General features: G+C 70.8%; 12 protein-coding genes. 5 read left to right on the plus strand and 7 right to left on the minus strand.

What is annotated here, in order from left to right; all coding sequences use genetic code 11:
- Window positions 1-15: 15 nt before the first annotated feature.
- On the minus strand, window positions 16-237 hold the full coding sequence (locus ACFPQ9_RS05060) for a CbtB domain-containing protein (protein ID WP_147998663.1): 222 nt from the start codon (window positions 235-237) through the stop codon (window positions 16-18).
- Between the two features lie 368 nt (window positions 238-605).
- On the opposite strand from ACFPQ9_RS05060, the gene ACFPQ9_RS05065 reads away from it, so the two are divergent.
- The 3 genes from ACFPQ9_RS05065 to meaB are packed head-to-tail and all read left to right on the plus strand — an operon-like array spanning window position 606 to window position 5,607.
- On the plus strand, window positions 606-2,408 hold the full coding sequence (locus ACFPQ9_RS05065; RefSeq protein ID WP_380847127.1) for a methylmalonyl-CoA mutase family protein: 1,803 nt from the start codon (window positions 606-608) through the stop codon (window positions 2,406-2,408).
- On the plus strand, window positions 2,408-4,579 hold the full coding sequence (gene scpA / locus ACFPQ9_RS05070) for a methylmalonyl-CoA mutase (RefSeq protein ID WP_380847130.1): 2,172 nt from the start codon (window positions 2,408-2,410) through the stop codon (window positions 4,577-4,579). Before ACFPQ9_RS05065 ends, scpA begins: the two co-directional genes overlap by 1 nt.
- Window positions 4,576-5,607 (plus strand): methylmalonyl Co-A mutase-associated GTPase MeaB, encoded by a 1,032-nt coding sequence (gene meaB / locus ACFPQ9_RS05075; protein ID WP_380847133.1) that lies wholly within the window; start codon window positions 4,576-4,578, stop codon window positions 5,605-5,607. The genes scpA and meaB overlap by 4 nt, the downstream gene beginning before the upstream one ends.
- Here the strand turns inward: meaB and ACFPQ9_RS05080 are convergent.
- Together ACFPQ9_RS05080 and ACFPQ9_RS05085 are read right to left on the minus strand one after the other, a co-directional pair.
- Window positions 5,556-6,245 carry a response regulator gene (locus ACFPQ9_RS05080; protein WP_380847136.1) on the minus strand — a complete coding sequence of 230 codons (690 nt, stop codon included), beginning with the start codon at window positions 6,243-6,245 and terminating at the stop codon, window positions 5,556-5,558. The two genes, meaB and ACFPQ9_RS05080, sit on opposite strands and share 52 nt — an antisense overlap.
- Complete coding sequence (locus ACFPQ9_RS05085; RefSeq protein ID WP_380847139.1) at window positions 6,242-7,345, minus strand: sensor histidine kinase; 1,104 nt, start codon at window positions 7,343-7,345, stop codon at window positions 6,242-6,244. Before ACFPQ9_RS05085 ends, ACFPQ9_RS05080 begins: the two co-directional genes overlap by 4 nt.
- Window positions 7,346-7,512: 167 nt before the next feature.
- Between ACFPQ9_RS05085 and ACFPQ9_RS05090 the strand changes: the two genes are divergently transcribed.
- On the plus strand, window positions 7,513-8,520 hold the full coding sequence (locus tag ACFPQ9_RS05090; protein ID WP_380847142.1) for a carboxymuconolactone decarboxylase family protein: 1,008 nt from the start codon (window positions 7,513-7,515) through the stop codon (window positions 8,518-8,520).
- Between the two features lie 150 nt (window positions 8,521-8,670).
- Window positions 8,671-9,339 (plus strand): hypothetical protein, encoded by a 669-nt coding sequence (locus ACFPQ9_RS05095; protein WP_380847145.1) that lies wholly within the window; start codon window positions 8,671-8,673, stop codon window positions 9,337-9,339.
- A 21-nt stretch (window positions 9,340-9,360) separates the two neighbouring features.
- Here ACFPQ9_RS05095 and ACFPQ9_RS05100 read toward each other — a convergent pair whose 3' ends face one another.
- From ACFPQ9_RS05100 to ACFPQ9_RS05115, 4 genes are all read right to left on the minus strand, one after another.
- Window positions 9,361-10,908 carry an NCS1 family nucleobase:cation symporter-1 gene (locus ACFPQ9_RS05100; RefSeq protein ID WP_380847148.1) on the minus strand — a complete coding sequence of 516 codons (1,548 nt, stop codon included), beginning with the start codon at window positions 10,906-10,908 and terminating at the stop codon, window positions 9,361-9,363.
- A 208-nt stretch (window positions 10,909-11,116) separates the two neighbouring features.
- Window positions 11,117-12,139: a TIGR03842 family LLM class F420-dependent oxidoreductase gene (locus ACFPQ9_RS05105; RefSeq protein ID WP_380847151.1), complete on the minus strand. Its 1,023-nt coding sequence runs from the start codon at window positions 12,137-12,139 to the stop codon at window positions 11,117-11,119.
- An 11-nt stretch (window positions 12,140-12,150) separates the two neighbouring features.
- Window positions 12,151-13,554, minus strand: a complete 1,404-nt coding sequence (hydA, locus tag ACFPQ9_RS05110; RefSeq protein ID WP_380847154.1) for a dihydropyrimidinase — start codon at window positions 13,552-13,554, stop codon at window positions 12,151-12,153.
- An 88-nt stretch (window positions 13,555-13,642) separates the two neighbouring features.
- Window positions 13,643-14,485 carry a nitrilase-related carbon-nitrogen hydrolase gene (locus ACFPQ9_RS05115; protein WP_107907928.1) on the minus strand — a complete coding sequence of 281 codons (843 nt, stop codon included), beginning with the start codon at window positions 14,483-14,485 and terminating at the stop codon, window positions 13,643-13,645.
- Window positions 14,486-14,526: the final 41 nt, after the last annotated feature.

Consider the following 14,526-nt stretch of genomic DNA (forward strand, 5'->3'; position numbering starts at 1 on the left):
TGCGGCTCCCGGTCGTCAGTGGCAGGGGAAGCCGAGCAGGTGGCGGGCGTCGTGCACCCACTCGTGGACGTCCTCGCCGGAGACGACGGAGGTGGCGCCCTGTTCGGCGCCGACGAAGTACAGCAGGACCAGCATCAGGATGCCGAAGAAGACCGCCCATGGGACGATCGCACCGATCGGCAGCTTGGCGGGGAGAGCGGGGGTGGTGGCGGTCGGCTGGGCGACATGCTGCGCCATGGCAGAGCCTCCTTAAGGGAGTTCGCGTCCCATCTCGGTGGTGCACAGGACGACGGCCCCGGGTCTGACTCACCGCCTCTCGCGAACGGGGCGGCATACAGTGGCGCGACCGTGCCGGATTCCCACCGGCTTCCGTCGTACCGTCGTCGATATCGCCCCGACCGTACCGCTCGACCGGGACATGCCCCATGGCGGGCGGGCCTGCCGGGCCCTGCTCTGACCGAACCTTTACCTGCGACGAAAGCCGCGGAACGCCCCTTCCCCGGCCGCCCGGAATCCGGCGGAGATCCAGGTCACAATGCGGGAGAGGGCAAGGTCACAGCCGTCCCCACTGCTGCTCCTTTGTCGATCTGACCTAGCATCCGAGCATGACGGTCCTGCCTGACGACGGGCTCTCGCTGGCCGCCGAGTTCCCTGACGCAACCCATGAGCAGTGGCAACACCTGGTGGCAGGTGTGCTGCGCAAGGCGGGCAAGGACGTCTCGGGTACGGCTGCGGAAGAGGCTCTGTCCACTGCCCTGGAGGACGGGTTGCGCACCCGCCCTCTGTACAGCGCGCGTGACGCCGCGCCCGATGCCGGTCTGCCCGGGTTCGCCCCGTTCGTCCGAGGCTCGAGTGCCGACGGCAACACGGCCGGCGGCTGGGACGTGCGGCAGCGGCACACGGCGCTCACCGACGGCGTGGTGCTCGCGGACCTGGAGAACGGCGTCACGTCGCTCTGGCTGGTCCTCGGCGAGGGCGGCATCCCGGTGACCGACCTCGGCCGCGCCCTGGCCGGTGTCTACCTCGACCTGGCCCCGGTCGTCCTCGACGCGGGCACCGAGACGGAGCCCGCCGCGCGTGAGCTGCTCCGCCTGTACGAGGAGCGGGGCGTCGCCAAGGAGGCGGCGCGCGGCAACCTCGGCGCGGACCCGCTGGGCCACGAGGCCCGGACCGGCGAGTCGTCCGAGTTCGCCCCGGCCGCCGCGCTGGCGCGGCTGTGCGCCGAGGAGTACCCGGGGCTGCGGGCACTGACCGTGGACGCGCTGCCGTACCACGAGGCCGGCGGCTCGGCCGCGCAGGAGCTGGGCGCCTCGCTGGCGACCGGCGTCGCGTATCTGCGCGAGCTCGACGAGGCCGGACTGACGGTCGAACGGGCCGCCGCGCAGCTGGAGTTCCGCTATGCCGCGACCGCCGACCAGTTCCTGACCATCGCCAAGCTGCGCGCCGCGCGCCGGCTGTGGGCGCGGGTGACCGAGGTGTGCGGGGCGCCGAGCGCACAGGTGCAGCACGCGGTCACCTCGCCGGTGATGATGTCGCGCCGCGACCCCTGGGTGAACATGCTGCGCACGACGGTCGCCACGCTGGCCGCCGGCGTCGGCGGCGCCGAGTCCGTGACGGTGCTGCCGTTCGACCACGCGCTCGGCCTGCCGGACGCGTTCGCGCGCCGCATCGCCCGCAACACGTCCACGATCCTCATCGAGGAGTCGCACCTGGCCCGGGTGATCGACCCGGCGGGAGGCTCCTGGTACGTGGAACGGCTCACCGACGAACTGGCCGAGGCGGGCTGGGAGTTCTTCCAGCGCATCGAGCGGGCGGGCGGCCCTGCGGCCGCGCTCCGCTCGGGACAGCTGGGCCAGGACCTCGCCGACACCTGGGAGACCCGCTCCGGCAAGCTCGCCAAGCGCCGTGAACCGGTCACCGGCGTCAGCGAGTTCCCGAACCTCGCCGAGCCGCTCGTGCAGCGCGAGCCCGCCCCCGAGCCCCGCTCGGGCGGCCTCCCGCGCGTCCGGCGCGACGAGGCGTACGAGGCGCTGCGCGCCCGCTCCGACGCCCACCTGGCCGCGACCGGCTCCCGCCCGCGGATCTTCCTGGCGGCGCTCGGCCCGGCCGCCGCGCACACGGCACGCCTGACCTTCGCCTCCAACCTGTTCCAGGCGGGCGGCATCGAGCCCGTCACCGAGGGCACGTTCGAGGAGAGCGGCGCCACCGAGGTGTGCCTGTGCTCCAGTGACGCCCTGTACGAGGAGCAGGCGGAGGCGGTGACCCGGCAACTCAAGGGCGCCGGTGCCTCGCATGTGTTCCTCGCCGGGCGGCCCGGGAACCACCCCGGTGTCGACTCGTACGTCTTCGCGGGCTGTGACGCCGTCGCCGTGCTGTCCGCCGCCCTCGACCGCATGGGAGTGTCCTGATGTCCGCCTCTTCCATCCCCGACTTCTCCGGGATCGAGCTCGGGGAGCCGAGGACCGACGTCGGCGTCGACGAGTGGCGGAAGGCGGCCGGCAGCGACGGGGCCTTCTGGGAGACCCCGGAGGGCATCGCGGTCAAGCCGCTGTACACCGGCCGTGACCTGGAGGGCCTGGACTTCCTGGGCACCTACCCGGGCATGGCGCCGTATCTGCGCGGCCCGTACCCGACGATGTACGTCAACCAGCCCTGGACGATCCGCCAGTACGCGGGCTTCTCCACCGCCGAGGAGTCCAACGCCTTCTACCGCCGCAATCTGGCGGCCGGCCAGAAGGGCCTGTCGGTCGCCTTCGACCTGCCCACGCACCGGGGTTACGACAGCGACCACCCGCGCGTGACCGGTGACGTCGGCATGGCGGGCGTGGCGATCGACTCGATCTACGACATGCGGCAGCTCTTCGACGGCATCCCGCTGGACAAGATGACCGTGTCGATGACGATGAACGGCGCGGTGCTCCCCGTACTCGCCCTGTACATCGTGGCGGCGGAGGAACAGGGCGTAGCGCCCGAGAAGTTGGCCGGGACCATCCAGAACGACATCCTCAAGGAGTTCATGGTCCGCAACACCTACATCTATCCGCCGAAGCCGTCGATGCGGATCATCTCCGACATCTTCGCCTTCACCTCGCAGCGGATGCCGCGCTACAACTCGATCTCCATCTCCGGCTATCACATCCAGGAGGCCGGTGCGACGGCCGATCTGGAGCTGGCGTACACGCTCGCGGACGGCGTGGAGTACATCCGCGCGGGCCGTGAGGCCGGCCTGGACGTGGATGCGTTCGCGCCCCGCCTCTCGTTCTTCTGGGCGATCGGCATGAACTTCTTCATGGAGGTCGCCAAGCTGCGCGCGGCGCGCCTGCTGTGGGCGAAGCTGGTGAAGCAGTTCGACCCGAAGAACACCAAGTCCCTTTCGCTGCGCACCCATTCGCAGACCTCGGGCTGGTCGCTGACGGCGCAGGACGTGTTCAACAACGTCACGCGTACGTGCGTGGAGGCGATGGCGGCGACGCAGGGCCACACGCAGTCGCTGCACACCAACGCGCTCGACGAGGCGCTCGCGCTGCCCACGGACTTCTCGGCCCGTATCGCGCGCAACACCCAGCTGATGATCCAGCAGGAGTCGGGCACGACCCGGGTCATCGACCCGTGGGGCGGCAGCGCCTACGTCGAGAAGCTGACGTACGACCTCGCGCGCCGGGCCTGGCAGCACATCGAGGAGGTCGAGGCGGCCGGCGGCATGGCCAAGGCGATCGACGCCGGCATCCCCAAGCTGCGTATCGAGGAGGCGGCGGCCCGTACGCAGGCCCGCATCGACTCCGGGCGCCAGCCGGTGATCGGCGTGAACAAGTACCGGGTGGAGAACGACGAGGCGATCGAGGTCCTCAAGGTCGACAACTCCTCCGTGCGCGCCCAGCAGATCGAGAAGCTGCGGCGGCTGCGGGCGGAGCGGGACGAGACGGCCTGCCAGGAGGCGCTGGACGCCCTGACCCGGGCCGCCGGAGGCGAGGGCAACCTGCTGGAGCTGGCGGTGAACGCGGCCCGCGCGAAGGCCACCGTCGGGGAGATCTCGGACGCCCTGGAGAAGGTGTACGGCCGGCACGCGAGCCAGATCCGTACCATCACGGGCGTGTACCGCAACGAAGCCGGGGAGTCGCCGTCCGTGGACCGCACCCGCACCCTCGTGTCCGACTTCGAGGAGGCAGAGGGGCGCCGCCCGCGCATCCTGGTCGCCAAGATGGGCCAGGACGGTCATGACCGCGGCCAGAAGGTGATCGCGACCGCGTTCGCCGACCTCGGCTTCGACGTGGACGTCGGCCCGCTGTTCCAGACGCCCGCCGAGGTGGCCCGCCAGGCCGTCGAGGCGGACGTGCACATCGTCGGGGTGTCGTCGCTGGCCGCCGGACACCTCACCCTCGTACCGGCGCTCAAGGAGGCGCTGGCCGAGGAGGGCCGCGAGGACATCATGATCGTGGTCGGCGGGGTCATCCCGCCCCAGGACGTGCCGACGCTCCTGGAGATGGGTGCGGCGGCCGTCTTCCCGCCCGGGACCGTGATCCCGGACGCGGCCTACGACCTGGTACGGAGGCTGGCGGGCGACCTCGGGCACGAGCTGTGATCGATCTCGACGCCTATGTGAAGGGTGTGCTCGACGGGAAGCGGGCGATCGTCGCGCGCGCCATCACCCTCGTCGAGTCCACCCGGCCCCAGCACCGCGCGCTGGCACAGCAGTTGCTCACCGAGCTGCTGCCGCACAGCGGGAAGGCGCGGCGCATCGGCGTCAGCGGGGTGCCGGGTGTCGGGAAGTCGACGTTCATCGACGCGTTCGGAACGATGCTCACGGGGCTGGGGTACCGGGTCGCGGTGCTGGCCGTCGACCCGTCCTCCAGCCGTACGGGCGGGTCGATCCTGGGTGACAAGACACGGATGGAGCGGCTGGCGGTCGACCCGGCGGCCTTCATCCGCCCCTCCCCCACGGCGGGCACACTGGGCGGGGTCGCCAAGGCCACCCGTGAGTCGATCGTGGTGATGGAGGCGGCCGGCTACGACGTGATCCTGGTGGAGACCGTCGGCGTCGGCCAGTCCGAGACCGCGGTCGCGAACATGGTCGACTCCTTCCTGCTGCTGACGCTGGCCCGCACGGGCGATCAGCTCCAGGGCATCAAGAAGGGCGTCCTGGAACTGGCGGACGTGCTCGCCGTCAACAAGGCCGACGGCCCGCACGAGCGCGACGCGCGTGCCGCCGCGCGGGAACTGGCCGGCGCCCTGCGGCTGATGCACGGCAAGGACGCCGCCTGGACCCCGCCCGTGCTGCATTGCAGCGGCCGCGAGTCGATCGGCCTGGACACCGTCTGGGACCGGCTCGAACAGCACCGCACCCTGCTCGACTCCACCGGCGGGCTCGCCGCCAAACGGCGTGACCAGCAGGTCGACTGGACCTGGACCATGGTCCGCGACGAACTCCTGGGCCGCCTCAACGCCGACCCGTCGGTGCGGGCGGTAGCGCCGGGGCTCGAACAGCAGGTCAGGGACGGCGCGTTGACGGCGACACTGGCCGCCGGACGGATCCTCGCGGCGTTCGAGGGCGTGCCCGATCAGCTCACCGAGGTGTCGGAAGCCCGCGGCGCCACCAGCCCGGACTCATAGGCGAACACCACGAGTTGGGCCCGGTCCCGTGCGCCCAGCTTGGTCATCGCCCGGCTGATGTGGGTCTTCGCCGTGAAGGGGCTGATCACCATGTGCGCGGCGATCTCCTCGTTCGTCAGCCCGCGCGCCGCCAGCGCCGTCACCTCGCGTTCGCGTCGGGTCAGCCCCTCCAGACCGGGTGCCGTGGCCCGGTCCGGAGGGCGGGAGACGAACTCGCCGATGAGGGTGCGGGTGACCGCCGGGGACAGCAGCGCCTCGCCGCGGGCCACCACCTCGATCGCCTGGAGCAGGTCGGCCGGTTCGGTGTCCTTCAGCAGGAAGCCGCTCGCGCCGGCCCGCAACGCCTCGAAGACGTACTCGTCATGGCCGTAGTTGGTGAGGATCACCACCCGGACGGCGGCGAGGGCGGGGTCCGCGGCGATACGGCGGGTCGCCTCGATGCCCGTCATCACCGGCATCTGCACATCGATCAGCGCGATGTCGGGCACCTGCGCACGGATCAGCTCCAGGCCCCGCTCGCCGTCCCCCGCCTCACCGACCACCTCGATGCCGTCCTCGGCGTCCAGCAGGGCACGGAATCCCGCACGCATCAGCGCCTGGTCGTCGACGAGCGCCACCCTGATCACGTCGCCCGTCATCCCGTCTCCCCCAGCGGCAGCCGCGCCAGCACCGCGAACCCGCCCTCCGCTCGCGGGGCGGCCTCCAGGGTGCCGCCGAGAGCCGTGACGCGCTCGCGCATACCGGTCAGGCCGATGCCGGCGGTGGGCGGACGGGCCGGGTCGGCGGTGCCGTCGTCCTCGACGCGTATCGTCAAGTCGCCTTCTCCGTAGGTGAGTTGTACGGTCACTTTGGCGGGACCGGCGTGCCGGGCCGCGTTGGTGAGCGCCTCCTGGACGATGCGGTACATGGCCCGGTCGACGGTCGCCGCGAGTGGGCGCTCGTCCCCCGTCACGGTCAGGTCGACCGCGAGCCCGGCGGCCCGCGCCCGTTCCACCAGCAGCGCGGGCGTGCCGGTCGGCTCGTCGGTGCGCAGCACCTCCAGCGTGGCGCGCAGTTCGCGCATGGCCTCGCCGCTCGCCTCCTGGATGGCGAGCAGGGCGGGCGGCACGTCCTCGCCGCGCTTGCGGGCGAGGTGCACGGCGACGCCGGCCTGGAGCTTGACGATGGAGATGCTGTGGGTGAGGGAGTCGTGCAACTCCCTTGCTATGCGCAGGCGTTCCTCGCCCGCTCGGCGCAGTGCCGCTTCCTCGCGGGTGCGTTCGGCCTCCAGGGCGCGCTGCTCGGTCTGGCGCAGATACGCCTGCCAGTTGCGGTCGGCGAGGCCGGTGACGACCGCGCACAGGAACCATCCGGCGAGCAGCAGTGCCTCGCGTACGACGTCCGAGGCTGCCGAGCCGGCGGCGACGTATCCGCCGAGGAAGAGGGCGGCCACCGCCGCGGCCGTGCCCCGGTGTCCCGCCCGTGACGCCGTGTGCACGGCACCCACGACGGGGATCGCCAAGCCGGCGGCGGGCGCGGCATGCAGGACCTCGGCGAGGAGGCAGCCCGTCGTGATCGCGAGCACCGGGCGCGGGGCGGCTCGGTGGGCGGCCAGGGCCAGTGAACCGGCCACGATCAGCGCCCAGTCGAGGGGGCCGGCGCGGTCGTCCGCCACGGCGGCGAGCACGGTGATCGCGCCGGTCACGACCGCGACGGTCGCGTCGGCGAACCGCTCGCGTGTGATTCGATGCCCGCTCATGCCCGCACACTAGACGGCGCCACCGACAGCGACGTCAGCCCTGTGGACGGCTCCTGGACTACTCCCGGCGCAGTACTGCGGCACACCGGCCCGCCCCGTCGGCGCAGCCCCGACTCCGTTCGCCGGTACGACGACCCGCACGGCCCCGGCGGCGCACGCTACTGCCCATGTCCACACCCTTCCGTCACACCGAACCCCTGCCGCCCGCATCAGCCGCCGGCACCGTCGCCGAGGTGTACGCGCAGATCGCCCTCGACTTCGGCGTCTCCGAGCCCGCCACCTTCGTGGTCCTGTCTTCCGCACCCGAACTCCTCGCCCCCGCCTGGGCGTTGCTGCGCGAGTCGCTCATCGCGGGTCCGGGCAGCCGGACCGGCAAGGAGCTGGTGGCGCTCGGGGTGTCGCTCGCCAACAGGTGTCCGTTCTGCGTGGACGCGCACACCGTGCTGCTGCACGCCACAGGCGACCACGCGCTCGCCGAGCGGGTGGCCCGCGGGGAGACTCCGCAGGACGCGGAGCACGCGCGCCTGCTCGCCTGGGGACGGCACACACGTGTGCCGGGCGCCGACCTGGAGCCGTACCCCTTCCCGCGCGAGCACGCCCCCGCCTACGTCGGCACCGCGCTCACCTTCCACTTCATCAACCGGATCGCGTCGGCCCTGCTGACCGAGAACCTGCTCCCGGCGGGCGCCCAGCGCTTCCGGGCGGTACGGAGCATCGCGGGGCGCGCGCTGTCCCGGACCGTGCGCCGCACCGCTCGCCCCGGCCAGTCACTGGCGCTGCTCGACGACATCGACCCCGGCGAGGCGCCCGCGTGGGCACGCGGCACACCCGTCGGGGTCGCGTACGCCTCGCTGCTCAGGGCGGCCATGAGGGGCGCGGGTCTGCTCGACGCCGAGGACCACGACCTCGTGGAGGCGGCCCTCCAGGACTGGGACGGCACGCATCCGCCGCTCGGCCTGGACGGGATCTGGGACCGCCGGGAGCGTCCCGGTGCGCGGCTGGCGCTGCTGGCCGCGCTGGCGCCGTACCGCATCACGGACGAGGACGTGGCGGCGTGGCGGCGGCCGGAGCACACGGACCACTGTCTGGTGCATCTCGTCGCGTACGGCGCCTTCATCGCCGTGGACCGCATCGAAAGTGCACTTTCCGCCCAAATCAGCCAGGAGGCTGTGTAATTCGCCCAGGGCACCACGTAATCGCGACCCGTCCGTAATGGCGTCAGCACGGAGCGAGTTGGCCCTTCCGCCTCACAGGGAGTCATGTGACACTGGCGTCCCGTCCGCAGTGCGGACTCCTTCCGCACCATCCCCCACGAGAAGTGCGCCGTGCGTTCTCTTCCCTTGCCGCTCGCCCTCACCGCACGACTGTCGCCGGTCGTCGTGCTCGCCGCCGCGGGCTGGGCGCTGTCGTCCGGACCCGCCACGACGCCGGCCGCCGAGGACCGGCCGGCGGCACAGAAGACGGACGAGGACTCGCCCTCGGCTCCCGCGACGGCGGCGGCGTCGAAGACGTACGCCGCCGCCCCCTCGCCGTGCGCGAGCCTGGGCTCGAAGTCGATAAAGGACCTCGTGCCCGGCGCCAAGACGGCCGGCAAGGAGATCCCCTCCTCCGACGCCAAGCTGCGCCGCACCTGCTCGTGGAACGCGCTCAAGGGCTACGAGTACCGCTGGCTGGACGTGTCCTACGAGATCACCGCGTCGGACGAGGCGGCCGAGGAGTCCTACAAGGGGCGCGTCGCGGACAAGAGCGGCGGGGGCGCCGTGCCCGGAGTCGGCGACTCGGGGTACTCCGTGGTGAACCTCAGCACCGAGAACGGGCAGCAGACCCGCGAGGGCACGGTGCTGGTCCGCGCGTCCAACGCGCTGGTCTCCATCACCTACAGCGGAAGCGACTTCGAGTCGAAGAAGGCGCCCGGCACCGACGACATCAACAAGGGTGCGATCAAGGCGGCGAAGGAAGCGGTCGCCGCCCTGGAGGACGGCCAGAAGGGCTGACCGTCCTCCCCGGCGGGGCCGTCAGGCCTCCGCGTGTTCCTTGCGTCCGCCCATCAGCACCACGTACAGCACCAGCGAGGTGGCCAGGCCCACCGCCCAGCCGTAGTCGGCGAGCGGCTTGAGGAACGGGATCAGCCCGTCGACCGGGAACGGCCCGGTCTTCGCGCCGTTCGCACCCACCCCCGAGTACGAGCCGCCGACCGCGAGGACGCCGCCGACGGCGAAGGCGGCGATGGCGCGCCAGTTCCAGCCCGAGGAGTACCAGTAGCGCCCGCCGGGCGTGTACAGGTCGGCGAGGTGCAGGACCGTGCGGCGGACGATCCAGTAGTCGGCGATCAGGATGCCCGCGACCGTGCCGAGCAGGCCGCCGACCACGCCGAGCCAGGTGAAGATGTAGAACTCCGGGGTGGAGATCAGCTTCCACGGGAAGATCAGGATGCCGACGACACCCGTGATCAGCGCGCCCGTACGGAAGTTGATGAGCTTCGGCGCCAGGTTCGCCAGGTCGTACGCGGGGGAGACCACGTTCGCCGCGATGTTCACGGAGACCGTCGCGATCAGCACCACGACGAGGGCGAAGAGCAGGCCGAAGGCGTTGTCGGTCTTGGCCGCCAGGGCGACCGGGTCCCAGATGGCCTCGCCGTAGACGACCTCGGAGCCGGAGGTGACCAGGACGGCGAGGATCGCGAAGAGCGTCATGGTCGTCGGCAGACCGAGGGACTGTCCCCAGGTCTGTGCCCGCTGGCTGGCGCCGAAGCGGGTGAAGTCGGGGATGTTGAGGGAGAGGGTCGCCCAGAAGCCGATCATGCCCATCAGGGACGGGAAGAAGACCGGCCAGAAGTCGGGGCCCCAGCCGAGCTTCGAGGGCTGGTCGAGGAGTGCGCCGAACCCGTCCGCCTTGACCGCGATCCAGACCAGCAGCACCAGCGCGCCGACGATCACGAAGGGCGCGGCCCAGTTCTCGAAGTGCCGGAGGAAGTCCATGCCGCGATAGATGATCGCGATCTGCACGGCCCAGAAGAGGATGAAGCACAGCCACAGCGGCCAGGGGTTGCCGGCGATCTTGCCCGCGTTCTCCCAGTGGCCCCCGGTGAGCTTGGAGCCGAGCGCGAAGATGCCGCTGCCGCCGATCCAGGTCTGGATGCCGAACCAGCCGCAGGCCACGGCCGCCCGGATCATCGCCGGGATGTTGGCGCCGCGCAGCCCGAAGGAGGCCCGCGCGAGGACCGGGAAGGGTATGCCGTACTTGGGTCCGGCGTGCCCGGTGGCCAGCATCGGCAGCAGCACGATGACGTTGGCCAGCGCGATGGTGAAGACGGCCTGCTTCCAGTCCATGCCGAGCGCGACCAGGCCGGAGGCCAGGGTCCAGCTGGGGATGCAGTGGGCCATCGAGATCCACAGGGCCGCGAAGTTGTACGTCGTCCACTTGCGCTCGGCGACCGGGACGGGACGCAGATCCTCGTTGGCGAAGGGGCTGTCGGCGGGGAACGCCTCGGGGGCCAGTTCGATCCGGCCGCCGGAGTCGGCGGACTGCGATATCGGTGACCCCTTGGGGACTGTATTGGTCATGAGCAGGCCAATCGATCGGACGGGAACGGGAGAGGCCGTGCGGGGGCCGGCGGGGCGACGGGGACGAGTGGGTGCGGCCCACCCTTCCCCGGGCCCCGCCACCCCTCCCCTCCCCGGGACGGCGGGGAGGCCGGGGCCGGTGGGGAGGGAGCCAAGGGGTGGGGGGTCGGTGGAGCGGTGTCGTTGTGCGTGAACTCCCGTACGGATATCAGGAGTTGATGACGGGGATGACCGACGAGCCGTACGCGTCGATCACCGCTTCCTGCGCGTCGTGCATGTCGTAGACGGCGAACTGGTCGACGCCCAGCTCGCGCAGGGCGTTCAGCTTCTCGATGTGCTTCTCGACCGGGCCGATGAGGCAGAACCGGTCGACGATCTCGTCGGGCACGAACGCGGTGTCCGGGTTGTCGGCACGCCCGTGATGGGAGTAGTCGTAGCCCTCACGGGCCTTGATGTAGTCGGTGAGTTCGTCGGGCACGGCGGCGGAGTGCTCGCCGTACTTGGACACCAGGTCGGCCACGTGGTTGCCGACCATCCCGCCGAACCAGCGGCACTGCTCGCGGGCGTGCGCGAGCTTCTCGGGCGAGTCGTCCTCGGTGACGTACGCCGGGGCGGCCACGCAGATCTTCACCTCGGCGGGGTCACGGCCGGCCGCGACCGCCGCGTCCTTCACGGCCTTGACCATGTACTCGGTCAGATAGAGGTCGGCGAGCTGGAGGATGAACCCGTCGGCCTCCTCACCGGTCATCTTCAGCGCCTTCGGACCGTACGCCGCCATCCACACGGGGAGTTCGGCGCCGGGCTTGATCCACGGGAACCTGACGACCGTGCCGCCGCCGAGGTCGGCCTCCCGGCCGCTGCCGAGCGCCCGGATGACCTTCATGGCCTCGCTGATCCGGGCGAGGGTGTTGGGCTTGCGGCCGGCGACACGCATCGCCGAGTCGCCGCGGCCGATGCCGCAGACCGTGCGGTTGCCGAACATGTCGTTGAGGGTGGCGAAGGTGGAGGCGGTGACCTCCCAGGTGCGGGTGCCCGGGTTGGTCACCATGGGCCCGACGGTCAGCTTCTCCGTGTTGGCCAGGATCTGGCTGTAGATGACGAACGGCTCCTGCCACAGCACCGCCGAGTCGAAGGTCCAGCCGTGGGTGAACCCGCTGCGCTCGGCGCGTTTCATCAGCCCGACGACCCGCGAGGCGGGTGGGTCGGTCTGCAGGACGAGTCCGAAGTCCATGTGCTCCGCTCCTAGTTGAGGTACTGACAGGTGGAGCGGGGCGTGTAGACACCGTGCCCGGCGTGACCGGTGTACTCCCGCTCGGTGATGACGAGTTCGCCGCGCGAGAGGACGGTCTCGACCCGGCCGGTGGTCCGTTTGCCCTCGTACGCCGAGTAATCGACGTTCATGTGGTGGGTGTCGGCGGACATCACCTGTTCGGCCCGCGGATCGTAGATCACGACGTCGGCGTCGGCGCCCGGGGCGATCGTGCCCTTCTTCGGGTACATGCCGAACATCCGGGCCGGGGTCGCGCAGGCGATCTCGATCCAGCGCCGGCGGGTGATGTGACCGTCGACGACGGCCTGATGGAGCAGGTCCATCCGGTTCTCGACACCCGGAAGGCCATTGGGGATCTTCGAGAAGTCCCCGCGCCCCAGCTCCTTCTGGCCCACGAAGCAGAAGGGGCAGTGGTCGGTGGAGACGACCTGGAGGTCGTTCGTCCTGAGCCCCTTCCACAGCTGGGCCTGGTGCTCACGCGGCCGCAGCGGCGTACTGCACACGTACTTCGCGCCCTCGAAGTCCGGCTCGGCGAGATTGTCTGTGGACAGGAACAGGTACTGCGGGCAGGTCTCGCCGAAGACGTTGAGCCCTTCGTCACGCGCGCGTGCCAGCTCGGCCACCGCCTCCGTCGCCGAGACGTGCACGACGTACAGCGGAGCGCCCGCGACCTGCGCCAGCTTGATGGCCCGGTGGGTGGCCTCGGCTTCGAGAAGCGCCTTGCGGACCTCTCCGTGATAGCGGGGGTCGGTCTCGCCGCGGGCCAGCGCCTGTTCGACGAGCACGTCGATCGCGATGCCGTTCTCGGCGTGCATCATGATCAGGCCGCCGTTCTCGGCGGAGCGCTGCATCGCGCGCAGGATCTGGCCGTCGTCGGAGTAGAAGACCCCGGGGTAGGCCATGAACTGCTTGAAGCTGGTCACCCCCTCCTCGACCAGCAGGTCCAGCTCCTTCAGCGTCTCGTCGTTCACATCGGAGACGATCATGTGGAAGCCGTAGTCGATGGAGCAGTTGCCCTCGGCCTTGGCGTGCCAGGCGTCGAGGCCCTCGCGGAGGCTGTGGCCGACGCTCTGTACCGCGAAGTCGACGATCGTGGTCGTGCCGCCCCAGGCGGCGGCCCGGGTGCCGGTCTCGAAGGTGTCGGAGGCGAAGGTGCCGCCGAACGGCAGCTCCATGTGGGTGTGGACGTCGACGCCGCCCGGGATGACGTACTTCCCGGTGGCGTCGATGGTCCGCTCGGCCGTCCAGGCTTCGGCGGCGGGCGTTCCGGCGGCGGCGAGGGCGGCGATACGGCCGTCCTCGATCAGGACGTCGGCGTGGATCTCGTCGGACGCGGTGATGACTAGGCCGCCGCGGATTACTGTTCGGCCGGTCATGGGTCCTCTCCCTCGTGGTCGAGTGCGGGTCGTTTGTGGCTGGTCGCGCAGTTCCCCGCGCCCCTGAGTTGGCTGCGCTGCCGGCGTCTTACGGTGCCGTCAGCGGGCCGTACGTCCCCGGGGCGCGGTCCCTGTAGAACTGCCAGCGGTCTCGGACCTCGCGGAGCTTCGCCAGGTCCAGGTCGCGTACGACGAGTTCGGTTTCCTTGTCGCTCGCCACCTCGCCGACGAACTGGGCCTCCGGGTCCACGAAGTACGTGGTGCCGTAGAAGTCGTTGTCCCCGAGGTCCTCCACGCCGACGCGGTTGATCGCGCCCACGAAGTACTCGTTGGCCACGGCCGCCGCCGGCTGCTCCAGCTGCCAGAGATAGCGGGAGAGGCCGCGCGAGGTGGCCGAGGGGTTGAAGACGATTTCGGCACCTGCGAGGCCCAGTGCGCGCCAGCCCTCCGGGAAGTGGCGGTCGTAGCAGATGTAGACGCCGATCTTCCCTACGGCGGTCTCGAAGACCGGCCAGCCGCTGTTCCCCGGGCGGAAGTAGAACTTCTCCCAGAATCCCTGGACCTGGGGGATGTGGGTCTTGCGGTACTTGCCGAGGTACGAGCCGTCCGCGTCGATCACGGCGGCGGTGTTGTACAGGACGCCCGGCTGCTCCTCCTCGTACATCGGCAGGACCAGGACGATGCCGAGTTCCTTGGCGAGTGCCTGGAAGCGGCGGACGGTCGGCCCTTCGGGGATCTGCTCGGCGTACTCGTAGAAGGCCTTGTCCTGGACCTGGCAGAAGTAGGGCCCGTAGAACAGCTCCTGGAAGCAGAGCACTTGAGCACCTTGCGCGGCCGCGTCGCGGGCCGCCTGCTCGTGCACCTGGATCATCGATTCCTTGTCGCCGGTCCAGGCTGTCTGGAAGAGGGCGGCACGAATCACTCGGCTCATCGGGACCTCCGGTCGCTCGGTGTGCGAGAAGGCTAGGAAGT

Source organism: Streptomyces coerulescens (genome assembly GCF_042657965.1).
Lineage (GTDB): Bacteria > Actinomycetota > Actinomycetes > Streptomycetales > Streptomycetaceae > Streptomyces > Streptomyces coerulescens.